Annotated in this window: 21 protein-coding genes; 10 read left to right on the top strand and 11 right to left on the bottom strand. The window is 73.0% G+C overall.

The window, feature by feature from the left end:
* Position 1: 1 nt before the first annotated feature.
* Together KBY32_RS03240 and KBY32_RS03235 are read left to right on the top strand one after the other, a co-directional pair.
* Positions 2 to 2,818 (top strand): NHLP bacteriocin export ABC transporter permease/ATPase subunit, encoded by a 2,817-nt coding sequence (locus KBY32_RS03240; RefSeq protein ID WP_210978770.1) that lies wholly within the window; start codon positions 2 to 4, stop codon positions 2,816 to 2,818.
* Between the two features lie 71 nt (positions 2,819 to 2,889).
* Entirely contained in the window at positions 2,890 to 3,900 is a 1,011-nt protein-coding gene (locus KBY32_RS03235; RefSeq protein WP_115507043.1) for a Ppx/GppA family phosphatase, read from the top strand.
* 209 nt (positions 3,901 to 4,109) lie between these two features.
* Here the strand turns inward: KBY32_RS03235 and KBY32_RS03230 are convergent, their stop codons facing one another.
* Entirely contained in the window at positions 4,110 to 4,544 is a 435-nt protein-coding gene (locus KBY32_RS03230; RefSeq protein WP_055624472.1) for a protease inhibitor, read from the bottom strand.
* 405 nt (positions 4,545 to 4,949) lie between these two features.
* On the opposite strand from KBY32_RS03230, the gene KBY32_RS03225 reads away from it, so the two are divergent.
* Both KBY32_RS03225 and KBY32_RS03220 read left to right on the top strand, forming a co-directional pair.
* Positions 4,950 to 6,119, top strand: coding sequence for a lactate 2-monooxygenase (locus KBY32_RS03225; protein ID WP_210978769.1), 1,170 nt, complete (start codon positions 4,950 to 4,952; stop codon positions 6,117 to 6,119).
* Positions 6,116 to 7,102 carry a 2-hydroxyacid dehydrogenase gene (locus tag KBY32_RS03220; RefSeq protein WP_210978768.1) on the top strand — a complete coding sequence of 329 codons (987 nt, stop codon included), beginning with the start codon at positions 6,116 to 6,118 and terminating at the stop codon, positions 7,100 to 7,102. The genes KBY32_RS03225 and KBY32_RS03220 overlap by 4 nt, the downstream gene beginning before the upstream one ends.
* Here KBY32_RS03220 and KBY32_RS03215 read toward each other — a convergent pair.
* The 3 genes from KBY32_RS03215 to KBY32_RS03205 all read right to left on the bottom strand — a co-directional run bounded on the left by KBY32_RS03215 (position 7,099) and on the right by KBY32_RS03205 (position 9,628).
* Positions 7,099 to 8,709 carry an RICIN domain-containing protein gene (locus KBY32_RS03215; protein ID WP_210978767.1) on the bottom strand — a complete coding sequence of 537 codons (1,611 nt, stop codon included), beginning with the start codon at positions 8,707 to 8,709 and terminating at the stop codon, positions 7,099 to 7,101. The genes KBY32_RS03220 and KBY32_RS03215 overlap by 4 nt on opposite strands.
* Positions 8,710 to 9,001: 292 nt before the next feature.
* On the bottom strand, positions 9,002 to 9,379 hold the full coding sequence (locus KBY32_RS03210; RefSeq protein ID WP_210978766.1) for a toxin Doc: 378 nt from the start codon (positions 9,377 to 9,379) through the stop codon (positions 9,002 to 9,004).
* Positions 9,380 to 9,382: 3 nt separating this feature from the next.
* Entirely contained in the window at positions 9,383 to 9,628 is a 246-nt protein-coding gene (locus KBY32_RS03205) for a hypothetical protein (RefSeq protein ID WP_055624477.1), read from the bottom strand.
* A 217-nt stretch (positions 9,629 to 9,845) separates the two neighbouring features.
* Between KBY32_RS03205 and KBY32_RS03200 the strand changes: the two genes are divergently transcribed.
* Positions 9,846 to 12,230, top strand: a complete 2,385-nt coding sequence (locus KBY32_RS03200) for a SpoIIE family protein phosphatase (RefSeq protein WP_210978765.1) — start codon at positions 9,846 to 9,848, stop codon at positions 12,228 to 12,230.
* A gap of 94 nt (positions 12,231 to 12,324) precedes the next feature.
* A complete protein-coding gene (locus tag KBY32_RS03195) occupies positions 12,325 to 13,026 on the top strand; it encodes a DUF4232 domain-containing protein (RefSeq protein ID WP_210978764.1) in 702 nt (233 codons plus the stop codon).
* A 9-nt stretch (positions 13,027 to 13,035) separates the two neighbouring features.
* On the opposite strand, the gene KBY32_RS03190 is transcribed toward KBY32_RS03195, so the two are convergent.
* The 5 genes from KBY32_RS03190 to KBY32_RS03170 all read right to left on the bottom strand — a co-directional run bounded on the left by KBY32_RS03190 (position 13,036) and on the right by KBY32_RS03170 (position 18,458).
* Positions 13,036 to 14,979 carry an RICIN domain-containing protein gene (locus KBY32_RS03190; protein ID WP_210978763.1) on the bottom strand — a complete coding sequence of 648 codons (1,944 nt, stop codon included), beginning with the start codon at positions 14,977 to 14,979 and terminating at the stop codon, positions 13,036 to 13,038.
* Positions 14,980 to 15,336: 357 nt separating this feature from the next.
* Entirely contained in the window at positions 15,337 to 16,305 is a 969-nt protein-coding gene (locus KBY32_RS03185; protein WP_210978762.1) for an aldo/keto reductase, read from the bottom strand.
* A 41-nt stretch (positions 16,306 to 16,346) separates the two neighbouring features.
* Positions 16,347 to 16,937 (bottom strand): flavoprotein, encoded by a 591-nt coding sequence (locus tag KBY32_RS03180; protein WP_210978761.1) that lies wholly within the window; start codon positions 16,935 to 16,937, stop codon positions 16,347 to 16,349.
* 45 nt (positions 16,938 to 16,982) lie between these two features.
* Positions 16,983 to 17,237, bottom strand: a complete 255-nt coding sequence (locus tag KBY32_RS03175; protein ID WP_210978760.1) for a ferredoxin — start codon at positions 17,235 to 17,237, stop codon at positions 16,983 to 16,985.
* Between the two features lie 12 nt (positions 17,238 to 17,249).
* Positions 17,250 to 18,458 carry a cytochrome P450 gene (locus tag KBY32_RS03170; protein WP_210978759.1) on the bottom strand — a complete coding sequence of 403 codons (1,209 nt, stop codon included), beginning with the start codon at positions 18,456 to 18,458 and terminating at the stop codon, positions 17,250 to 17,252.
* 323 nt (positions 18,459 to 18,781) lie between these two features.
* Between KBY32_RS03170 and KBY32_RS03165 the strand changes: the two genes are divergently transcribed.
* Both KBY32_RS03165 and KBY32_RS03160 read left to right on the top strand, forming a co-directional pair.
* The gene (locus KBY32_RS03165) at positions 18,782 to 19,405 is read left to right on the top strand and encodes a LysE family transporter (protein WP_210978882.1); all 624 of its coding nucleotides are present in this window, start codon (positions 18,782 to 18,784) and stop codon (positions 19,403 to 19,405) included.
* An 88-nt stretch (positions 19,406 to 19,493) separates the two neighbouring features.
* The gene (locus KBY32_RS03160; RefSeq protein ID WP_115507297.1) at positions 19,494 to 19,943 is read left to right on the top strand and encodes a nitroreductase family deazaflavin-dependent oxidoreductase; all 450 of its coding nucleotides are present in this window, start codon (positions 19,494 to 19,496) and stop codon (positions 19,941 to 19,943) included.
* Between the two features lie 63 nt (positions 19,944 to 20,006).
* Here KBY32_RS03160 and KBY32_RS03155 read toward each other — a convergent pair whose 3' ends face one another.
* The gene (locus KBY32_RS03155) at positions 20,007 to 20,978 is read right to left on the bottom strand and encodes a cation diffusion facilitator family transporter (RefSeq protein WP_210978758.1); all 972 of its coding nucleotides are present in this window, start codon (positions 20,976 to 20,978) and stop codon (positions 20,007 to 20,009) included.
* Positions 20,979 to 21,135: 157 nt separating this feature from the next.
* On the opposite strand from KBY32_RS03155, the gene KBY32_RS03150 reads away from it, so the two are divergent.
* Together KBY32_RS03150 and KBY32_RS03145 are read left to right on the top strand one after the other, a co-directional pair.
* Entirely contained in the window at positions 21,136 to 22,149 is a 1,014-nt protein-coding gene (locus KBY32_RS03150; RefSeq protein WP_210978757.1) for a glutathione S-transferase family protein, read from the top strand.
* 22 nt (positions 22,150 to 22,171) lie between these two features.
* The gene (locus KBY32_RS03145; protein ID WP_055618843.1) at positions 22,172 to 22,474 is read left to right on the top strand and encodes a DUF4235 domain-containing protein; all 303 of its coding nucleotides are present in this window, start codon (positions 22,172 to 22,174) and stop codon (positions 22,472 to 22,474) included.
* A gap of 61 nt (positions 22,475 to 22,535) precedes the next feature.
* On the opposite strand, the gene KBY32_RS03140 is transcribed toward KBY32_RS03145, so the two are convergent.
* Positions 22,536 to 22,928, bottom strand: coding sequence for a VOC family protein (locus KBY32_RS03140; protein ID WP_055618844.1), 393 nt, complete (start codon positions 22,926 to 22,928; stop codon positions 22,536 to 22,538).
* Positions 22,929 to 22,989: the final 61 nt, after the last annotated feature.

The raw sequence follows: 22,989 nt of genomic DNA, 5'->3' as shown, positions 1-22,989 counted from the left end.
GATGACGGCCGTGAACGAGGGGGACCTCGTCCTCGACGCGCTCGGGCAGCTGGGCTCGGCCCTGGACTGCGCGGGCTTCAACCGCCTGGACCTGGAAGGTCCGCAGGTGCTGTGGCTGGTGGCGTCCGGCGCGGTGGACCTGTTCGCGGTGGACGCCGGGGAGCAGGGCCACTGGCACCATCTGGGCCGGCTGGAGGCGGGTTCGCTGCTGCTGGGCCCGGTCGCGGGACCGCAGCACACGCTGGTGGCGCGGCCGCTGCGGGACTGCGTGGTGCACCGCATCGGGCTGCGCGAGCTGTACCAGCCCGCGAACACCCAGACCTGGTCGTACGACGAGTACGGCAACCCGCAGTACGTCCCGCCGCAGACCAGCCCGCTGGAGTACGCGCTCGCGCTCGGCGTCGGCCGCAGCCTGTCCATCCTGTTCCAGGCGCCCATGGCCACCGAGCGGGCGGCCGAGGTGACGGACGACGACGTCTTCTGGATGCAGGTCCCGCCGGGCAGTGTCCAGTACGGCTCGCTGTACGGCGCCGAGGCGGCCGCCGATCTGCTGATGGACCCGGCGGTCTGGCAGTCGATGGTGGACCAGCAGTACCGTCTGCTGACCACGCTGGACCGGTGGATCGAGCAGCTGGAGCGCACGCACGAGACCCGTACGGCCGCCGGGATCAAGGCCGGTGAGGCGGTCCGCGCGCAGGCCGACCAGACGCTGCTGGCGTCGATCGGCAAGCGGGGCGGCAAGCGCACGACGGCCGCCGACGCGGACGCCGGGTACGCGGCCTGCAAGATCGTCGCCGAGGCGGCCGGGATCACCCTGTCCGAGCCGGCGCAGGGCGGCACCGAGAGCGACCGGCTCGACCCGGTCGAACGCGTGGCCCTCGCCTCCCGGGTGCGGACCCGGTCCATCCGTCTGGAGGGGCGGTGGTGGCGGGACGACATCGGTCCGCTGGTCGGCCACCGCGCCCTGTCCGGTGCGCCGGTGGCGCTGCTGTGGCGGCGCGGCGGCTATGTCGCGGTGCATCCGGCGACGGGCCGGGAGACCCCGGTCGAGAAGGCCAACGCGGAGGAGTTCGAGCCGCGCGCGGTGATGTTCTACCGGCCGCTGCCCGACCGTCCGCTCAGCCCGCTGCGGCTGCTGCGGTTCAGCATGCGGGGCACGGGCGGGGATTTGGTACGGCTGCTGCTGAGCGGGCTGGTGACGGTGGCGATCGGCGCGCTGGTGCCGGTGGCGACCGGCAAGGTGCTCGGCGAGTTCGTGCCGAAGGCCCAGGCCGGGCTGATCGTGCAGGTGTGTCTGGCCGTGATGATCAGCGGGGTGGTGGCGGCGGCGTTCATGCTGCTGCAGAACCTGACGATCCTGCGGCTGGAGGGCCGGATCGAGGCGATCCTCCAGCCGGCGCTGTGGGACCGGCTGCTGCGGCTCCCCACGAAGTTCTTCACCGAGCGCTCCACGGGTGAGCTGGCCAGCCAGGCGATGGGGATCAGCGCGATCCGCCGGCTGCTCGCGGGGGTCGGACCGGTCGTGGCGCAGTCGGTGACGGTCGGCGCGATGAATCTGGCGCTGCTGTTCTGGTACAGCGTGCCGATGGCCATGGCCGCGATCGGGATGCTCGTGGTGATCGCGGCCGTGTTCCTGGGGCTCGGGCTGTGGCAGGTGCGCTGGCAGCGCCGGCTCGTGGTGCTGAGCAACAAGCTGAACAACCAGGCGTTCCAGACGCTGCGCGGGCTGCCGAAGCTGCGGGTCGCGGCGGCGGAGAACTACGCGTACGCGGCGTGGGCGGAGGAGTTCGCGCGCAGCCGGGAGCTCCAGCAGCGGGTGGGCCGGATCAAGAACCTGACGGCGGTGCTGGGCGCGGTGTACCTGCCGCTGTGCACGCTGCTGATGTTCATGCTGCTGGCGGGTCCGGCGCGCGGGTCGATGTCGGCGGCGGCGTTCCTGACCTTCAGTACGTCGGTGACGATGCTGCTGACCTCGGTGACCCAGCTGACCGGCGCGTTCGTGTCGGCGGTGTCGGCGCTGCCGCTGTTCCAGGAGATCGAGCCGGTGCTGCGGGCCGCGCCGGAGGTACGGTCGGGCAGCACCCGGCCTGGCCCGCTGACGGGTGCGATCGAGGCGCGCCGGCTGTCCTTCCGGTACTCGGACGACGGCCCGCTGGTCCTGGACGACGTATCGTTCGACATCCGGCCGGGCGAGTTCGTCGCGATCGTCGGCCCCAGCGGCTGCGGCAAGTCGACGCTGCTGAGGCTGCTGATCGGCTTCGACAAGCCGGTGTCGGGCAGTGTGCTGTACGACGGGCAGGACCTGTCGGCGCTCGACCAGTCGGCGGTGCGCCGGCAGTGCGGGGTGGTGCTCCAGCACGCCCAGCCGTTCACCGGGTCCATCCTGGACGTCATCTGCGGCACCGAGCCGTACACGCCGGAGGAGGCGATGGCGGCGGCCGAGATGGCGGGGCTCGCCGACGACATCCGGCGGATGCCGATGGGTCTGCACACCATCGTGTCGGGCAGCGGTGCCGTCTCCGGCGGCCAGCGCCAGCGGCTGATGATCGCTCAGGCGCTGATCCGGCGGCCGCGCATCCTGTTCTTCGACGAGGCGACCAGCGCCCTGGACAACGAGACGCAGCGCACGGTCATCGAGTCGACCCGGGCGCTGAACGCCACGCGGGTCGTCATCGCGCACCGTCTGTCCACGGTGCTGGACGCGGACCGGGTCATCGTGATGGAGGACGGCAAGGTCGCCCAGCAGGGACCGCCGGCCCAGCTCCTCGCGGACACAGGCGGGCGGCTGCACGAACTGGTGCGGCGCCAGATGGCCTGAGGGACGGCGGTGGCGGCGGGGAATCGCCCCCGGACCGGTGACGATCACGGTATGGGGGTACTTGCCGACCCATGCGTATCAGCGTCGTGGATGTGGGATCGAAGACGGTCCGCCTGGTGGTGGCCGACGCCCAGGACGGCGCGCCGCTGCCCGTGCACACCGAGAAGTGGCGGCTGCGGCTTTCGGAGCTGGTCCGGCCGGGCGATCCGGTCCCGGAGGAGGCGGTGGAGCGGCTGGTCCACGCCGTCGACGCCGCGAGCCGCACCGCGGGCAAGTGGGGGGCCGAGGTGCCGCTGGCGTTCGCGACCGCGGTGGTGCGGTCCGCGCCCAACCGCGCCGAGGTGCTGGCCGCCGTGCGCCGGCGGACCGGAGTACGGCTGTGCACGCTGCCGGGCGAGCTGGAGGCGGAGCTGACTTTCCTCGCGGCGCGGCGCTGGATGGGCTGGCGCTCGGGCCCGCTCGCCCTGCTGGACATCGGGGGCGGGTCGCTGGAGGTGGCGTTCGGCCGGGGCCGGCTGCCCGACTTCGTGGCGTCGCTGCCGCTGGGCGCGGCCCGGCTGACCCATGAGTACCTGGTCGGCGAGGGCCTGCCGGATCCGCTCCGGCTGCGGGATCTGCGCCGCTCGGTCCGGCATCAGCTGCGCGACGTCGCCGCCCGGATCCGCTGGGAGGGTCCGCATACGGCCGCCGCGACCTCGCGTACGTTCCAGCAGCTTGGCAGGTTGTGCGGGGCGCCCCCGGGCCGGCACGGCCCGTTCGTGGAGCGGCGGCTGGCGCGCGAGGATCTGCGGGAGGCGGTGCGCCGGCTGTCGACGCTGACCGCCGCCGAACGGGCCCAGCTGCCGGGCATCTCGGCGCCGCGGGCCGACCAGAGCCTGGCGGGCGCGGTGCTCGCGCACACCGCGATGAAGCTGACGGGTCTGGAGTCGGTGACGATCTGCCCCTGGGCGATCCGGGAGGGGATCATGCTGCGCCATATCGAGGACGGCCCGTCCTGGTGGACGGATGTCACCGGCCGGGACCGGGAGCCCGCGGCGGACCGGCCGACGCCGCTGCGCATCGCCGCGGCACGCGCCCCCTAGGGCCTTTCGTTTGGATCAGGCCGGATCAGCCCGCGAGCCCGGCCTGATCCAAACGAAAGGCCCTAGAACGCCCGGGTGCCGGTCGGGCGGCCCCACTCCGCCCGGCCGGCACCCTGTACGAGGTCGCACCGAACCCCTCGGCCGTGCTCGCACTCCCCATCCGCGAGCCCGGACCGCACTGCACGGGGTCCTCGGGTGCTACCCCGGTCTCAGAACGCGAAGAGGCTCGTCCCGAAGGACCCCTTCACGCATTCGTTGGCGAACGTCCGCTCGTAGGAGACGCGCTTGCCCTGCCAGACCCCGTCCACGGTGACGACGACGGGGTCGTACTGCTTGGTGCACATCACCCCTTCGCTCGCCCTCAGGGAGTCGAAGTCCCCGTTGAGGCCCCGCAGTTCGGCACAGGCCGCCGCCGGGGCGGGATGGGTCCCCGAGGCGGTCGGGGCGCAGCTCAGGGTGACCGCGCGTGCCGGGGAGGCGAGGGCGGCGGTGTCTCCGTGAGCGAGCGTCAGCACCAGGGCCGAGGGGGCGTAGAGCGAGGCGGGGGCGGCGTCGGGGGCGGCCAGCGCGGACCCGGTGAGGGGTCCGCAGACGGCGGTGGCCGTCAGAGCGAGGGTCGCTGCCCAGCGCGCGGTGTTCCGCATTGTGTGCATCCTTCCGCTTGGTTCGGGGGTGTGCCGGCTCCGGCGCGATCGGTGCCGGAACGACGAGCGGGAGTCTGCCGAGTCCGCCGCCGAAACTCACATCGACACCACGTGTTTCAGTAACCTTGCGTATTGAATCAGTGGCGCGAAGTAACGGTGTTCGAACGTTCCAATGCCGGAACGTGGCCATTCTTGATCGGTCGAAGTCCCCCGATGGCCGATTACCGGGGGGTCATTAATAGGCCTGAAACATTCCGGTTGGGGGCCTCCGGTGGAGGACCGGAGGGCCCCGTGGACGCGATCCGACCCCGCGCGCCGGTGCGCGCCCCCCGCTCCCCCGCTGGCCTACCGGTCGGTATGGTCTGCCTACAGCGCGGTCTCAGCGACGAGAGGCGGGTCGAAGGCATGGGCGGACACTGGGCCGACTTCCAGTACGAGATCTATCTCAACGGCATGTCAGGGGCGGTGCCCCGGCTGCCCACCGATCTCACCCGGCTGGAGGAGCTGACCGAGCGGCGACTCGGCCCCGGCCCCGTGGGCTACGTGGCGGGCAGCGCCGGCGCCGGCAGCACCGCCCGCGCCAACCGGGCGGCCCTGGACCGCCGCCGGATCGTCCCGCGCATGCTGCGCGACGTGCACGAACGCGACCTGTCCGTCGAGGTGCTGGGCCGGACCCTGCCCGCCCCGCTGGCGCTGGCCCCGATCGGCGTGCTGTCGATCATGCACCCGGACGCCGAGAGCGCCGCCGCCCGGGCCGCCGCCGCGCGGGGCGTGCCCTTCATCCTGTCCTCCGCCTCCAGCACCCCGCTGGAGCAGGTGGCGGAGGCGATGGGCGACGCCGAACGCTGGTTCCAGCTGTACTGGCCGAAGGACCCGGAGGTGGCGCGCAGCTTCCTGAGCCGCGCCAAGGCCGCCGGGTACAGCGCGCTCGTCGTCACCCTGGACACCCCGATGCTCGCCTGGCGGCCCCGCGACCTCGACCAGGCGTATCTGCCGTTCCTGCACGGCGTCGGCACGGCCAATTACTTCTCCGACCCCGCCTTCCAGGCCGGTCTGGCCAAACCCGTGCACGAGGACCCGAACGCCGCCGTCATGCATTTCGTCGGCATGTTCTCCGACCCCGCGAAGACCTGGCCCGACCTGGCGTTCCTGCGGGATAACTGGGACGGCCCGATCATCCTGAAGGGCATCCTGCACCCGGACGACGCCCGCGCGGCCGCCGACGCCGGCATGGACGGGGTCATCGTGTCCAACCACGGCGGACGCCAGGTCGCAGGCTCCATCGGCGCGGCGGACGCCCTGCCCGGCGTCGTCGAGGCGGTCGGTGACCGGCTGACGGTGCTGTTCGACAGCGGCGTGCGCACCGGCGACGACATCTTCAAGGCCCTCGCCCTCGGCGCGCGGGCGGTCCTCGTCGGACGGCCGTACGCGTACGGGCTCGGCCTCGACGGACAGGCGGGCGTCGAGCACGTCATCCGCTGCCTCCTCGCCGAACTCGACCTCACCCTCGCCCTGTCCGGGCACGCCGGCCCCGGCACGGTCGGTCCCGGCGACCTCGTGGAGAGCGCCGTATGAGCGCCGCCCGCGAGGTCCTCGCCGTCGTCCCGCCGCATGTCGGCGGCCGGGGCGTCGGCGCCGGTCTCGCCGCGCTGCTGCCCGGCGACGCGCACGTCACCGTCGTCGAGGCGGCCGACGAGGACCCGGCCGCGCTGCGCCGCGCCCAGGTCGTCATCACCGCGCTGGCCCCGGTGACCGCCGAACACCTCGCGGCAGCACCGGACTTGGAGCTGGTGCAGTGCGCCAGCCACGGCTTCGACTACGTCGACGTGGCGGCGGCCCGGGAGCGCGGCATCCCGGTGTGCACGATCGGCTCCAGCGGCGCCGAGGCGCAGAACGTCGCCGAGCAGACCTTCGCCCTGATGCTGGCCCTGGCCAAGCAGCTGGTCCCCGGCCACCTGGCGCTCGTGGAGGCCGAGTGGGCCCTCCCCCGCCTCCAGGGCTCGCTCACCGAGCTGTCGGGCAAGACCCTCGGCATCGTGGGCCTCGGCCAGATCGGACGTCAGGTCGCCCGGCGCGCCGCCGCGTTCGACATGGACGTGGTGTACGCCGGGCGCAGGCGGGCCGCGCCCGAGGCGGAGGCAGTGGCGGGCGGGGCCCGGCATGTGCCGCTCGACGAGCTGTGCCGGATCTCCGACTACGTCTCCCTGCACGCCCCGCTCACCGAGGAGACCCGGCACCTGCTGGACGCCCGGCGTCTCGCGCTGCTGAAGCAGTCGGCGTTCGTGATCAACACCGCGCGGGGCGGCCTGATCGACCAGGACGCCCTCGCGGAGGCACTGGAGCGGGGCGCCCTCGCCGGGGCGGGCATCGACGTCTTCGACCCCGAACCGCCCACCCCGGCCCTGCGGTTGCTCCGCGCCCCGAACGTGGTGCTCTCCCCGCACGTCGGCGGCGTCACCCGCGAGACGATGGTCCGCATCGCCCTCGCGGCCGTCCGCAATGTGACCGACTTCCTCGCGGGCGCCACCCCACGCGACGCCGTCGACGGGGCACCCTAGGCGTCCCCGTTCCCCCGTCCCACCGACCGGGCCCCCGGCGGCCCCACCGCCGCGCTGGACAGGGTGCCCGGTGTCGGCGAGGCCGGCGGGTCCGTCAGCCAGCGCTGGGCGTTCGAGCGGTCACGGACCTTGACGACGATGTCGGCGCCCGTGTCGGGAGCGGCCGCCGCCAGGGCGAGCCGTTCGTCCCAACGGGGCAGCACCTCTCCGCGCACGGTCAGGTCGTAGCGCACGTCCTCGGCGCGCCCGGAGTCGCCGGGGGCGCAGCGGCCGAGAATCACCACCCCGGCGTCCGCGCGCGAGTCCAGACACAGATCGGGGTCGGCGGCACTGCGCAGCCGTCCGTCCTCGTCGTACGACCACTTCTGGGCGATGTCGTCGGAGCAGGCGGCGAGTTCGGTCCCGGCGCCCGGACCCGGCTCGCCCTGGACGCCGAGGCACAGATCGGCCGCGGCGTTGCGCAGCCGGGTGCGCGCGGGCACGTTCGGGAGCTGGGCGGTACCGGGCGGCGCGGAGGACACTGCGGGCGGGAGCCGGGTGCCGGCGCCTCCCGCGGTGGCGGTGGCCGCGGGGTCGACCCCGTCGTCGTCGGTGAGGAGCCCGGCGACGAGCAGCAGCGCGAACAGCCCGGCGGAGGCGACGCCCACACCCGTGAGCACCGTCCGCGTGGACCGGGGCGGCCCCGCCAGTCTGCGGACCTGCGCGGGGACACGCGGGAGCAGCCGGCGGCGGGCCGCGCCGTGCCGGGCGCCACCACGGGTGCGGGAGGGCGCCCGGCCCGGACGGGTCTCCAGATAGCGGCGCGCGCCCCAGCCGAGGACGGACTCCGCGATGAGCACCCCGAGCCCGCCCTCGAAATGGCTCAGTTGTTCGGCCGCGGTACGGCAGTAGCGGCACTGCGCCAGATGCGCCTCCACATCCGGGAGCAGGGCGCCGCCCCGGCGAATGGGGACGTCGAGCAGGCGGTTGTAGAACCGGCAATCCTTCGTGGGCGCGAGTTCCCGATGGGCATGTACACAACCTTCACGGAATTTGTCTCGCGCCTGTTCGAGTGCGGCCCTCGCGGTAACGGGATCGAGACCGAGCAGTCCTGCGGGGACATTCAGCGGTTCCGCCTCGACCTCGGTGTGCCAGAGCAGACATCGGGCAAGTCCGGGAAGCGCCTGGAATGACCGGTCGGCGAGCCGCCGATTTTCCGGCGTCAGGGACTTCGCGGTCCGCATACCGCGCCCACCCGAGGGTTTGGCCAGTTCCGGCACGACCCCTGTTATTCGTTCGTCCGCGGACCACTGCCGGACCGTGTCCCGGACTGCCACGAGCAGCCGGGGACGCAGGGCGGCGGCCGGTTCGCCCAACGCCAGGCGGTCGAACACCTGGTGGAAGGCGGCGGCGGTGACCATGTGCGAGGCGACGCCCGCCGGGGCGGCCAGACAGATCACGGCGTAGGCGTGGACCGGTTCCCAGTGCCGCGCCATGAGTAGGGCGACGGAGGGCGCGGCCTCACCGTCCGTACGGCCCCGCAGCCGGGCGGCGAGACCTTCGTCGGACTCCTCGGGCACCCCGCCCGGTGGCGGATAGGGAGGTCGAGGGGGGTGGGGGGTGGGCACTGAACGGATTCCTTCCCGCGCGGCAGGACACAGAAGTTCCGATCGCCGAAAAGGGAGCGAGCGACGTGCCGTGGACCTCTTCGGCAGGATCGAGGGAGCGGAAATTCCGCGACGCCCGTCCGCACCGATTCTCCGCGGAACGCATGAGCCCCGGCCTATTCCACTCCCACGGCATTCACCCTTGCACAGCGCACTCAGGCCCAACAAGGCACTTGGGCAACATCAGCCCCGATTGAAATAAAAGTCAGAAGCGTCGATGGCGGACCCCGGAAAAACGGACCTCGCGAAAGGGTCAGATCTGCCAGGACCGCAGCCGGTCGGCCGCGCCGTACACATCGGTCCCACCGGACATCAGATCGCGGGCGAGGTCGACCAGGGCGCCGTAGGGCGGGTCGATGCCGACGCCGCTGACGAACATGTAGGCCACGGCGGAGGCGCAGGCGAAGCGGGCGTTGGCCGAGGGCAGCGGCTTGAGCAGGGCGAGGGTGTGCAGCAGCGCGGCGGCGCGCCAGGCCGGGTCGGAGTCGACGCCGAGCCGGGGCGGGTCGACCCGGTGCCGGGCGACGGCGGCGACGAGCGCGGAGAAGTCGTTGACGGTGGGCTGGTCCGGCAGGACCTCTTCATGTCGCTGAAGGAGCCAGGGCACGTCGATGTGGATGACGGACGCCATCGATCAGGCGGCCCGTCCCGCGCCACCGGCCGGCGGCTCGTCGTCGGGGAAGGCGGCGGCGAACTCCTCGGCGTGCGCGGCGAAGAACGTGCGGAACGCCTCGGCGCCCTCCTGCAGCGCCCGGTGCCGGGCTATGTCCGCCGCCGCGGCCTCCCGTACGAGCGCCTTCATCGATGTGCCGCGTTCCTTGGCGATCTGCCGCAGGTCCTCGAGCTCACGATCGCTGAACTCCACGTTGAGAGCAGGCATGACCTTACGGTAGCGCCAGGGGTACTCGGCCGTAAATCCCCGCAGGTCAGAGCTGGCATATGCCGGTACCGGGCGGGGCGGGCCGGTGCGAGGACCCGCGGTGAGTGCCGGAGCCGGGCGACCGACCCCGGGCAGGCGCGACTCTGCGGACAGGGCCTAGGCTGGGGCGCGAGTGACACGCTTGTTCACCGTGAGTGTGCACGTGGGAGCTGCGACCATGAGCCCGGATCACCCGGTCGACGAGGCCACGACGGCCCGGGCCGTCATCGACGCCGACGGCCTGCTCGTGGAGTGGAACGCGGGGGCGGAACGCCTCCTGGGCCACTCGGCCGCCGAGGTCCTCGGACGCCCGGCGGCAAACCTGCTGGCCGACGCCGGCGCGGACGGCACCGCCGCGCCGGACCGCGACCGGTGGGACGGCGTCGTCACCCTGCGCCGCCGGGACGGCGGCACGCTCCCCGTGTGGGTGCTCGCGCACCGGCTGCGCTGCCCGCAGGAGGGGCCCGACCGGTGGCTGGTCGTCACCCCGCTCGACCCGGACGGCACCCGCAAGCACGACGACCCGCTGGACGACGTCTCCCTTCTCGACTCCCCCTGCGCCATGGTGATCTACGACGAGCGACTGCGGGTGCACAGCGTCAACTCCGTCATGGCCGAGGTGCTCGACCTCCCCGCGGAGAACGTGCGCGGGCTGCGCACCCACGAGATGACGGGCATGGCGCTCGGCAACGACCTCGAGGGCCGGCTGCACCACGTGCTCACCACCGGCCGCGGCACGGCCGTACGGACGTATGTGCCGGTCGGCGGGGACCGCACGCTCAGCTGGCTGGCCCGGATCGCCCCGATCCGGGACACCCTGGGCCGGGTGCGGGGCGTGTCGGTCGCCGCGCACGACTTCACCGAGCAGCACCAGGCGCAGAAGCGGCTCCAGCTGGTGAACGAGGCCAGCGTGCGCATCGGCACCACGCTCGACGTGACGACCACGGCCCAGGAGCTGGCGGACATCTGTGTGCCCGCCCTCGCCGACTTCGTCAGCGTCGACCTGCTGGACCCGGCCGAGCACGGCGAGCTGCCCGAGGGGCGGCCGGTGGCGCCGATCGGCCTGCGGCGGACCGCGCACAAGATCATCGACTCGGACGGCGGCGGAGTCGGCGTGGTCAAGCCGGGGCAGCTGGACCACTACCCCGCCACGTCGCCGCAGGCCGACGCGCTGCTCGCGGGCCACACCATCGTCGCGTCGGACACGACGGGCGACCTCGACCAGTGGCTCTCCTGGGATCCGCAGCGCGCCGACCGCATCAAGGAGTACGGCATCCACACGTCGATGTCCGTGCCCATCCAGGCCCGCGGCACCACCCTCGGCGTGGCGGTGCTGTCCCGGTTCGCGAACAGGCAGGCGTTCAGCCCGGACGACGTGCTCCTCGCGGAGGAGGTCACGGCACGCGCCGCCGTCTGCATCGACAACGCCCGCCGCTACTCCCGGGAACGCGAGACCGCGCTGGCCCTCCAGCGCAGTCTGCTGCCGCGCAGCCTGCCGAGCACCGCCGCGCTCGAGGCGGCCTCCCGCTATCTGCCGGCGGCGCGCTCCGGTGTGGGCGGCGACTGGTTCGACGTGATCCCGCTGTCCGGGATGCGGGTCGCGATGGTCGTCGGGGACGTCGTGGGGCACGGCATCCAGGCGTCGGCGACGATGGGCCGGCTGCGCACCGCCGTACGGACGCTCGCGGACATCGACCTGGCGCCGGACGAGCTTCTCACCCACCTCGACGACCTGGTCGTGCGGCTGTCGGAGGAGGCCGGCACCGACGGGGTCTCCGGCGAGGTCGGCGCGACCTGCCTGTACGCCGTGTACGACCCGGTGTCGCGGCGCTGCACGCTCGCCCGCGCCGGGCATCCCTCGCCCGTCATGGTCCCGCCCGGCGCGGGGCCCGTGGAGATCGACCTGCCCGCCGGCCCCCCGCTGGGCCTGGGCGGGCTGCCGTTCGAGTCCGCCGAGGTCGAACTGCGGGAGGGCACGGTCCTCGCGCTCTACACCGACGGCCTGATCGAGACGCGGGAACGGGACATCGACGCCAGCCACGCGCTGCTCTGCCAGGCCCTCGCGGCGTCCTCCCATTCCCTCGACGAGACCTGCGACCGCGTCCTGCACACCCTGCTTCCGCCGGGCGGGGTCGCCGACGACGTGGCGCTGCTGGTGGCGCGCACCCAGGGGCTGCCGGCGTCCCGCGTGGCGACCTGGGACATCCCCTCCGACCCGGCGCTGGTGGCGCCGATCCGCAAGCAGGTCGTGGAGCAGATCGAACGCTGGAACCTGACCGAGGCCACGTTCACCGCCGAACTGGTGGTGAGCGAACTGGTCACCAACGCGATCCGCTACGGCACGCACCCCATACGGCTCCGCCTGATCCACGACGCCACGACCCTGATCTGCGAGGTGTCCGACACCAGCCACACCGCCCCGCATCTGCGCCGCGCGAAGACGTACGACGAGGGCGGGCGGGGGCTGCTGCTGGTCGCCCAGCTCACCCAGCGCTGGGGCAGCCGGCACACCGCGGACGGCAAGACGATCTGGGCGGAGATCGGGCTCCTCGGCGAGACGTGAGCCCATCCCCAGTATGTGACTCCGCGCCCCCAGGACGTGACTCGGACGTGACTAGGCCCCGGGAAAACGGGGATGCCTCTCTGACATGGGAGCAATGCGACGTGCATCGAAATCCCCCCACCCGACCCGCGGCCGTCCGGGGCGCCGCGCCGCTCTCCCGGTGACCGCCGCCGCGCTGCTGTGCGTGCTCGCCGCGTGCTCGGACGGCGGCGGCCCGTCGGACCCGGGGCCGACCCGGACGCCGTCCGGCACTACCGAGGGCGCGACCACGACCCCGCCGGGCACGGCCGACGGCACGGGCCCGGCGGCCACGGCGGGCACCATCACACCCGGCACCCCCGACACGGAGAGCCCGGTGACCCAGTCGGGCGCCGCCGCGCCCCGCTGTCACACCTCCGACCTGCGGGCCCGCCTGGGCCGCCTCAGCCCGGGGGCCGGGCAGCGCAACTTCCCGATCGTGCTGACCAACCGGGCCGACCGCACCTGCACCGTGCGCGGCTATCCGGGCGCCGCGTTCGTGGACGCCGACGGCAGGCAGCTCGGCCCTGATCCGAGGCGCTCCCCCGACACCCCGGCGCCGGTCACGCTCGCGCCCGGTGCCAGTGCCTGGGCCGGACTGACCTTCGCCAGCCCCGAGATCAGCGGCGCCCGTACGGCGTTGCCGAAGGAACTGCTGGTGACGCCACCGGACGAGCGGGACCCGCTGCGGATCCCGTGGACGGCGGGCGAGGTGCCGGTGGGCGGCAACGAGTCCAGCGTCTTCCTGACGATCCTTCAGCCGGGCACCGGCGGCTGATCGCGGGGTTCAGCGGTGGCCGCCGCCGTGTCCGTGGCCGCCGCCCCGCGCCCCGCCGTTCCCGTTCCCGTTCGCCTTCCTCGCGGACCCCTCGCTGGACGGGGGTGCGGAGGGGGTGGGCGAGGCGGGCGGCGCGGGGGTGGCGCTCCGGCCGGTCTCCGGGGCCCAGGTGACCGTCTCCAGCGCGGAGGTGGTGCGCGCGGTGTCGACGGCCCAGTGCTGGGCGTCGCTGTCGTCGTCGCGGCTCTTGAGGACCAGGGCGCCGGAGCCGTCGGTGGCCGCGGGGCTGAGGGCCAGTTCCTGGTCGAAGCGCGGCACCAGGCTGCCCTGGAGGGTGAAGTCGTAGCGGATGTCGTCGCCGTCCGCCGAGCCGGCGCCCGCGCAGGGGGCGAGCCGGACCGAGTAGCCGAGGTGCGAGTCGAGGCACAGGTCGGGGTCGGCGCCGCTGCGTATCAACCCGTCCGTCTCGTACGTCCACTGCTGGGCGGTACCGGGGGCGCAGGTGGTCAGTTCGGTCTCCGCGCCCTCGACGGCCCGGCCGCCCACGACGCCGACGCAGAGCCCGGAGCCGATGTTGTGGAGCCGGCCCCGCAGATCGCCCTCGGCCGCCTCGGCGGCGCCCGCCCAGGACGGGTTGCGGCTGGGGGTGTTCTTCTCGGGGCTCGGGGTGCCGGAGGGCTGCCGTTGACCGGCGGTGGGCACGGTGGTGTCGTCGGTGCCGCCGTCCGAGCCGGCCGCGGACCAGATCACCAGGGGCAGGACGACCAGGGCGCTGACGGTCGCGACGGCCGCCGACAGATTGCGCCGCCGGGCGGCCCGGCGGGCCACCTTCAGGGCCACGCGGCCGGTGCGGGCGCGGGCGCCGCGGCTCGCGGGCCCTGTGCCCTCGCGGCGCGCGCCGGACCGGCGGGCGGCGCGGCGGCCGGAGCGAGGTCCGGGCGCACCGGCGTGATCCGTCGGCGCCACGGAGGCGAAGGCCGAGGGGTGGGGGCGGGCGGCGGAGGCCGCGGCGCCGGTGTCGGCGAAGAAGGACTCGCCGGCGATCATGCCCGCGTCCGGCATGGACGCGGAGGGCTGCGCGCCCGGGCTCACGCGGGCGATCAGATAGGCCCGCGCGCCCCAGCCGAGCACGGACTCGGCGAGGGCGATGCCCAGTCCGCCGTTGAAGAGGTCCAGTTGGGCGGCGGTGTCGCTGCAGTGCGCGCAGCGGTGCAGATGGGCGCGCAGATCGGGGTCGACGTCGACGCCGCCGCGCCGGTAGGTGACGTCGAGCATCCGCAGGTACTGGCGGCACTCATGCTCGGGGGCGAGTTCGCGGTGGACCTGGAGCAGTTCCTCGCGCAGCCGGTCACGGGCGCGTTCCAGCTCCAGGCGTCCCGTCTCCGGGTCCATGCCTAGGAGCGCGGCGGGTACGGACGCCGGCTCGGCCTCGACCTCGGTGTGCCAGAGGAGGCAGCGGGCCGCCTGGGGCAGCCGCAGGAAGGCCTCGGAGAGCAGACGGCGGTTCACCGGCGGCAGCAGCCGGTCGGCGGCGCCGGTGCCGTCGGCTCCGGTGCGCAGTCCGGGGTGGAGGAGTTCGCGCCGGTGGTCGGCGTCCCATTCGGTGGCGATCCGGCCGACGGTGACGAGGAGTTGGGGGCGCCAGGCGGCCGTCGGCCCGGTCTGCCGCAGGGTCTCGCCGAACAGGCGGGTGAACGCCGCCGTGGTCAGCATGCCCGCGGAACGGGTGTCGGCGGTGCACAGCCGTGCGTAGGCGAAACCCGCCTCCCAGTGCCGGTCGAGGAGTTCACCGACCGGGTGGAGCGCCGGTGCCGCTCCCGTCCACTTCTTGAGTTCGGCGCTCAGTTGAGCGTCCGTCACTTCAAAGAAGCGGGCGGCGCCTGGTGGATTCGACAGGCCTGCGTCATGCACGGGGGCATTCCTCCGGAGGGCACTGCGGCTTGATAGGTCCATACCAATGGGTATGCTCCGGGTGCGGCTCTGGTGAAGCGCGAGGCATAAAGGAGCGAGGCACACCTTTGCACAGGTCAGGGACTGAGAACAAGCCGCTCCACTTATTGTGCACCGGGCCCGTGACCGTCGGTGTTCGACGTATTGTCAATAGACGAGTCATCCGCATTGCGGGCTATCGGCGAAGCAATGGGAAAACGGATTCACACGACACTCCGCCGACTTCATCGCAAACCATTGAACCGCCGCGGCACGGTATTTTCCGCTGGTCATGCGGACGAAGGCGCCTTCACCGGGCCTTCACAACAGGGGTGCCAACCATTGCGAGGCCCGGCTGGGCGACCCGTCCGCGAGCCCTGCTCAGTGCCCGATGACCGGATGGGGCGTGTACGGCTCCCGGAGCGCCGCCAACTCCTTGTCGCTGAGCTCCAGTTCGACGGCGGCGACCGCGTCCTCCAGGTGCCCGGGGCGGGCCGCGCCGACGATGGGCGCCGTCACCGTGTCCTGGTGCAGCAGCCAGGCGAGGGCCACCTGGGCGCGTGGCACACCGCGCTCGTTCGCGACCCGGGTGACGGCCTCGACGACGACCCGGTCGCTGTCGGCGTAGAGCCGGCTGCCGAACTCGTCGTGGGTGCTGCGGTCGGTGGCGGTCCCCCAGTCCCGGGTGAGCCGGCCGCGGGCCAGCGGGCTCCACGGCAGCACACCGACCCCCTGGTCCGCGCAGAGCGGCAGCATCTCGCGCTCCTCCTCGCGGTAGAGGAGGTTGTAGTGGTTCTGCATGGACACGAACTTCGTCCAGCCGTGACGCTCGGCGGTGTACTGCATCTTGGAGAACTGCCAGGCGTACATCGAACTGGCGCCGATGTAGCGGACCTTGCCCGCCTTCACCAGGTCGTGCAGCGCCTCCATCGTCTCCTCGACCGGGGTGTGCGGGTCGAAGCGGTGGATCTGGTAGAGGTCGACGTGGTCCGTGCCGAGGCGGGCGAGGCTGTGGTCGATCTCGGTCATGATCGCCTTGCGGGAGAGCCCGGCGCCGTTCGGCCCGGCGTGCATCCGGCCGTGGACCTTCGTCGCGAGGACGATCTCGTCCCGGCGCGCGAAGTCGCGCAGCGCCTTGCCGACGATCTCCTCGCTGGTGCCGTCGGAGTAGACGTTGGCGGTGTCGAAGAAATTGATCCCGGCGTCCAGCGCCTGACGGATCAGCGGCCGCGACGCCTCCTCGTCGAGGGTCCACTCGTGCGCGCCTCGGTCCGGGATCCCGTAGGTCATGCAGCCCAGACAGATCCGCGACACGTCCAGGCCCGTCGAACCGAGCTTCACGTACTGCATCGTTGCTGCTCCTGCCGTCGGGAAGGGGTTACCCGGCGAGCCTACGGCGCCCCGGGTCCCGTCAGCAGGTCCAGCGCCCGCTCCCATCCGAACTCGGCCCGTACGCCGTCCGGGCCGGGCTCGCCGGTGTACGGCTCCCCGATGCGCACCCCCATGCCGCGCAGCCGCTCCAGGCTGTCCCGGTAGGCCGGATGGGCGGCCAGCGCGTCGGCGACGCAGGGCAGGACGGCGACGGGAACGCCCAGGCCGGACGCCTCGCACAGGGTGCCCAGGGCCAGGGTGTCGGCGATCCCCGCCGCCCACTTGTTGATCGTGTTGAAGGTGGCCGGCGCGACGGCGACGGCGTCCGGCGGCGGGAACGGGCGGGGGTCGGCCGGGGTGCGCCAGGCGGAGCGGATCGGCCGGCCCGTCAGGGTCTCGACGGCGGTGGTGTCGAAGAAGCCGTTCAGGGCGGCCGGGGTCGCGATGACCCCGACCTCCCAGTCCCGCTCCAGCGCGGCACCGACCAGCTTGTCCACCTCGGCCGCGATGCCCGCGGCGCAGACGACGACGTAGAGGAAGGGCTTCCCGGGCTTCCCGGGCTTCCCGGCTTCTCCGGCCGGCGTCCGTCCGGCCTGCGTCCGTTCGGTCATCCGGGCACCCTACTCAACGGCCCGCCGGGCCCGTCCGAGGGGCCGTCAGCCGACCGCCTCCGTCACGGTGATGGCGCTGACCGGGCAGGCGCGGACGGCCTCCCGGACCATCGGGTCGCCGGCACCGTCCTCGCGGCCGGGGATCAGCTCGCTGAAGCCGTCGTCGTCCTGGGTGAAGACGGACGGGGCGACCAGGGCGCACTGCCCGGCGCCGACGCAGAGGTCGTGGTCGATGTCGATACGGGTCCCGGAGGCCGCGCCCGCGGTGGTCTCGTGTGTCTCATGCGTTTCGTTGTGCATGACCGGAGCCTCTTACCAGGTCACGGGGAGTTCCAGCATCCCCTGGATCGTGTCGCCGGGTTTGAACGGGATTTCCTCCGGGGGGACCGCCAGACGCAGTCCGGGCAGGCGGCCGAACAGGGTGCGCAGGGCGATCTCCATCTCGGCGCGGGCCAGGTTCTGCCCGAGGCACTGGTGGATGCCGAACCCGAAGGCGACGTGGTGCCGGGCCGGGCGGTGCAGGTCCAGGGTGTCGGGTTCGGGGTAGACGGCCTCGTCCCGGTTGATGACCGACGTCGAGAAGATGACGCCGTCGCCCGCGCGGATCGTCTCCCCGGCCACCTCGATGTCCTCGACGGCGACGCGCAGCAGGCCGTCCGCGATGGACAGCATGCGCAGCAGCTCCTCGACGGCCGCGGGCACCAGGTCCGGGTCGGCGCGCAGCTCGGCCAGCCGCTCGGGGTGCCCGAGCAGCGTGAAGGTGCCGAGCGAGATCATGTTGGCGGTCGTCTCGTGACCGGCGACGAGCAGGATGATCGCCATGGCGATGAGCCCCTCGCGGTCCAGCTCGCCCTCGGCCAGGCGCTGGTGGACGAGTTCGTCCAGGACGCCGTCACCGGGCGCGTCCTGCCGCTGCTTGCGGTCGATCAGCTCGTCGAAGTAGGCCTCCATACGGGCGCGGGCGTCCATGGAGTCCTCGGCCGTCGGGCCGCGCAGCAGCCGGCGTGACTGCTCCTCGAAGAAGTCGTGGTCCTCGTAGGGCACGCCGAGCAGGGCGCAGATCACCATGGACGGCACCGGCAGCGCGAACGCGGTGACGAGATCGGCGGGCGGGCCGCCGGCGATCATCGCGTCGAGGCGTTCGTCGACGACCCGCTGGATCCGGGGGCGCAGCGCGTTGGCGCGCTGGAGGGTGAAGCTGGGGACCATCATGCGCCGCTGGACGCGGTGTTCGGGGTCGTCGACACCCAGCAGGGCGGTCCGGCGGCGCCGGATCCGGGCGATGCGCTCCGTGGTGGCGGGGAACTCCGGCCGGGTGGGGTCGGTCGAGAGGCGGGGGTCGGCGAGCAGGGTGCGGGCGAGGCCGTGACCGGTGACCGTCCAGACGAGGCGGCCGTCGTAGAGACGGGCGCGGGCCAGCGGGCGGGTGTCGCGCAGCGGGGCGTAGGCGGCGGGCGGGTGGTACGGACAGGTCCGGCTCTGGGGAAAGGCGACGGTGGGGGTTTCCGTCATGTCCGTCATGAAAAGACCTCGCAGACGAAGGGTGCGGCGTGCGGATCTTCATTAGATGCCCGGGGCACCTAAAGGACGACGTGAAGTTCGGCCAGAACAGGCGGCACCGCAAAACTGGCCGGGGACGATCGCACAAGGCTTCGCCCAAAAGGCACGGGGAACGCCGCGCGCACGGGCCCCGGGGAAATTGGCTTGTCGCCGGCCGGGCGGCGCCAGCAGAATCCGGCCATGCCGAAGAACACCGCCTTCCTGCCGCTGACGTCCGCCGCCGTCCTTCCGGTGCGGTCCCAGCAGCAGCCCGGCCGACCGTGGGGACCGACGCCTCCCACGTCGTGACCGCCGCGCTCGTCGCGGGCCTGCTGGCCGGCTACGGCATCGCCGTACCCGTCGGCGCGGTCGCGACCTATCTCGTCTCCCTGACGGCCCGTACGTCCCTGCGCACCGGTGTCTGCGCCGCCCTCGGCGTCGCCACGGCGGACGGGCTCTACGCCCTGCTGGCCACCGTCGGCGGCTCCGCGCTCGCGGACGCCCTGCGGCCGTTCGCGGTGCCGCTGCGCTGGGCCTCGGCCGTGGTGCTGGCGGTGCTCGCCGTGTGGGGCGCCGTCACCGCCGTACGCCACTACCGGGCTCAGCGGCTCGCCACCCGGTCCGCTCCCCCGCCGCCCGGTCCGGGCCGCGCCTATCTGGCGCTCCTGGGCATCACCCTGCTGAACCCGGCCACGGTCGTCTACTTCACGGCCCTGGTGCTCGGCACCCGGACGGCGGACACCGTGCCGGTGACCGCCCAGGGCGTGTTCGTGCTGGCCGCGTTCGCCGCGTCGGCGAGCTGGCAGGTCCTGCTCGCCGGGGGCGGCGCCCTGCTCGGCCGGGTGCTGACCGGGCACCGGGGGCGGCTGGTGACCGCGCTGCTGTCGAGCGCGGTGATCCTGGCGCTGGCCGTGCGGATGGCGGTGTAGACGGCGGGTCCGGGGCCGGATGACCGGTGGCTGTGCGACTGTTGCAGGGAGTGTTCAGTTCCACGTATCCGACGATGGGATGGATGTCATGCCTCTCGAGGGCGAATACGAGCCCAGCCCCAGCAAGTGGGTTCGCGACCAGGTGGAGTTGTACGAGCGTTCCGGCGGTACCGAGGGCACCACGCTCATGGACACCGGGCTGCCCGTCATCGTGCTCACGACCCGTGGCGCCAAGAGCGGCAAGATCCGCAAGACGCCCCTGATGCGCGTCGAGCACGAGGGCCGCTACGCCGTGGTCGCCTCGCAGGGCGGGGCGCCGACGCACCCGGTCTGGTACCACAACGTGAAGGCCGAGCCGCATGTCGAGCTCCAGGACGGCCCGGTGAAGCAGGACATGAGGGCCCGTGAGGTCACGGGCGCCGAGAGGGCCGAGTGGTGGGAGCGGGCCGTCGCCGCCTACCCGCCGTACGCGGACTACCAGAAGAAGACGGACCGGGAGATCCCGGTGTTCGTCCTGGAGCCGTTCGACGGGAAGTGAGCACGGCCCGGAGATTTTCTCCGGGCCGGGCGTATGAACCGGCGCGGGCCGGGCACACGGTCGTCAGGCCCCGCCGCGTTCCCCCGTCGCGGCGGGGCTTCCTTGTGCCTCGCGCGCCGACCGCTCGGTGATGTCGAGGAAGATCTGGTCCGCCTCGGCGATCGTGTGGCCGATGGACCGCTTGATCCGTACGGCGACCTCCTCGACCCGTTCGCTGTCCAGGCCCGGCACGAGGTCGATCCGCGCCGCCACCAGCGCGCTCTCCAGCCCCGTCTTCATCGTGAACAGCGCCTCGACGCTGTCGATCTCGGGCTGTGCCTCCAGCAGGGCGCAGATCCGGGCGGCCGCCTCCGGGTCGGCCGCCTCGCCGATCAGCTGGTCGCGGGCCTCGCGCCCCAGCCGGTAGGCGACGAAGACGAGCAGCGCGCCGATCGCCATCGAGGCGGAGGCCTCCCACACCACCTGCCCGGTGGCCATATGCAGCGCCATGCCGGCGAAGGCGAGGGTCACGCCGACCACGGCCGTGCCGTCCTCGGCGACGACCGTGCGCAGCGCCGGGTCGCGCATCCCGTCGGCGAGGCCGCCCTGCTTGCGCACCTGGTGCAGCGCCCGTACCAGCGACACGCCCTCGGCGAGGAAGGCGACACCGAGGACGATCATGCCCGCCACATAGCCGCCGAACGACTCCTCGGAGCCGCCGCGCAGCGCCTCCACGCCCTGGTAGACCGAGAAGCAGCCGCCCATCACGAAGATCCCGACGGCCGCGAGCAGCGACCAGAAGAACCGCTCCTTGCCGTAGCCGAAGGGGTGCCGGGCGTCCGCGGGGCGCCGGCTGCGGCGCAGCGCGGCGAGCAGGAACACCTCGTTGAGGCTGTCCGCCACGGAGTGCGCCGCCTCCGACAGCAGGGCGGGCGAGTGGGCGAGGAGCCCGCCGACGGCCTTGGCGACGGCGATGACGAGGTTGGCGACCAGGGCCACGATGACCGTGATCCTGGTCCTTCGGTCGGATTTCCGGGTGTCCGTATTGCTGCTCACCTATCGGCGACTGCCCCGGCCCGACCCGTCCACACCGTGCAGTCGGCCGAATACGGGGGACTCGGTGGGAGCCCGGGCGTTCGGGCGGCCCGCCGCATGGCGGACGTGAACGGAGGAACCCGGCCTCGGACCGGGCGGCCTGCGGAAGGGAGCGATCATGAGCGGCGGGGGAAACACCGCCTACGGCCGGAAGGCGTTCCAGCGGTCCAGGGCGCACTTCACGGACCGGATCACGAGGGACGGCCGGGACGGATGGCCGGTCGAGGCGGGCCGGTACCGGCTGGTCGTCAGCCGCGCCTGCCCCTGGGCGAGCAGGGCGCTGGTCTCGCGGCGGCTGCTGGGACTGGAGAAGGCCCTGCCGCTGGCGGTCGCCGACCCGGTCCAGGACGACCGGAGCTGGCGGTTCACGCTGGACCCCGACGGCCGCGACCCGGTGCTCGGCATACGCTTCCTCAGCGAGGCGTACGACCGCCGGGAGACCGACTACCCGGGCGGTGTCAGCGTCCCCGCGATCGTGGACGTGCCCAGCGGCGAGCTGGTGACCAACGACTACCAGCGGATCACGCTCGACCTGGCGACGGAGTGGACGGACCTGCACCGCGAGGGCGCGCCCGACCTGTACCCGGAGCCGCTGCGCGACGAGATCGACCAGGTGACGGCCGAGGTGTACGAGGACGTCAACAACGGCGTCTACCGGGCGGGCTTCGCCACCGGGCAGGAGGAGTACGAGCGGGCGTACCACCGGCTCTTCCGGCGGCTGGACCTGCTGACGGAGCGGCTGTCGGGGCAGCGGTACCTGGTCGGGGACACGATCACGGAGGCGGACATCCGGCTCTTCACCACACTGGTCCGTTTCGACGCCGTCTATCACGGTCACTTCAAGTGCAACCGCTGGAAGCTGACGGAGAACCAGGTGCTGTGGGCGTACGTCCGTGATCTCTACCAGACCCCGGGGTTCGGCGACACCGTCGACTTCGACCACATCAAACGGCACTACTACCAGGTCCACACCGGGATCAACCCGACCGGCATCGTCCCCGTGGGGCCGGACCTGTCGGGCTGGCTGACCGAGCACCACCGCGCGGAACTGGGCGGGAGGCCGTTCGGCGACGGGACACCGCCCGGACCGGTTCCCGAGGCCGAGCGGGTACCGGCGCACGCGCGTCCCTGAACGACGAAGGAGGCACAGGCACATGGGCAAGAAGAAGAAGGCGAAGCTCCCCCTCGCCTACAAACCGCTGGGGTTCGCACTGGGCTGGGGCACCGGCTGGATGGCGGGCCTCGCCTTCCGCAAGACGTGGATGGCGCTCCGGCACGAGGAGGATGCGCCGGACGCCCTGGACCAGGACCGCGGCTGGGGGGAGATCCTGCTCGCCGCTGCGGTCCAGGGTGCCCTGTTCGCGATGGCCCGCAGCCTCGCGGACCGCGCCGGCGCCAAGGCCGTCGAACGCTCCACCGGCGTCTGGCCGTCCGGCGAGAAGGGCGGACGCGACTGACGGCCGACGGGGTCGCGCCCCCGGGGGTCCGACCGGGGGGCCCTCGACCCTGTCGGGGGCCTCAGCCCTGCTTGGGCGCCGTGCCCGGCGTGCGGCGCAGGGTGAAGGAGTGGCCGGCCGGGTCGGAGAAGCCGCGCTCCTCGTACGGTCCCGGCGCGTCCTTCGCCTCCACGGGCCGGCCCCCGAGGCCGACGATCCGGCGCTCCGCCTCGTCCAGGTCCTCCACCACGAAGTCCAGGTGCGCCTGGAGGGAGTTCTCGGGGCGGGGCCAGCTCGGCGGGGTGGCGTTCATGTCGCGGCGGAACGCCAGCCGGGTGCCGTCGGCACCCTGGATCTCCACCCGGTTGGCGGTGGCGTCGGTCTGCTCGCCCTCCAGCAACTCCTTGTAGAACACGGCGAGTTTCTCCGGCTCGGCGCAGTCGAGCACGACGTAGCCGGCTTTCACCAGCGGCATGGCTCCTCCGAAGGATCCGGGGCGCGGTCTGCCCGCCGCCCTCTGTCCTACGTCTGACCCG

It is taken from the genome of Streptomyces sp. RK62 (assembly GCF_018070255.1).
Taxonomy (GTDB): domain Bacteria; phylum Actinomycetota; class Actinomycetes; order Streptomycetales; family Streptomycetaceae; genus Streptomyces; species Streptomyces nigra.
Note: the sequence above shows the minus strand (reverse complement) of the source record. Positions and strands in the feature narration are given on the sequence as shown.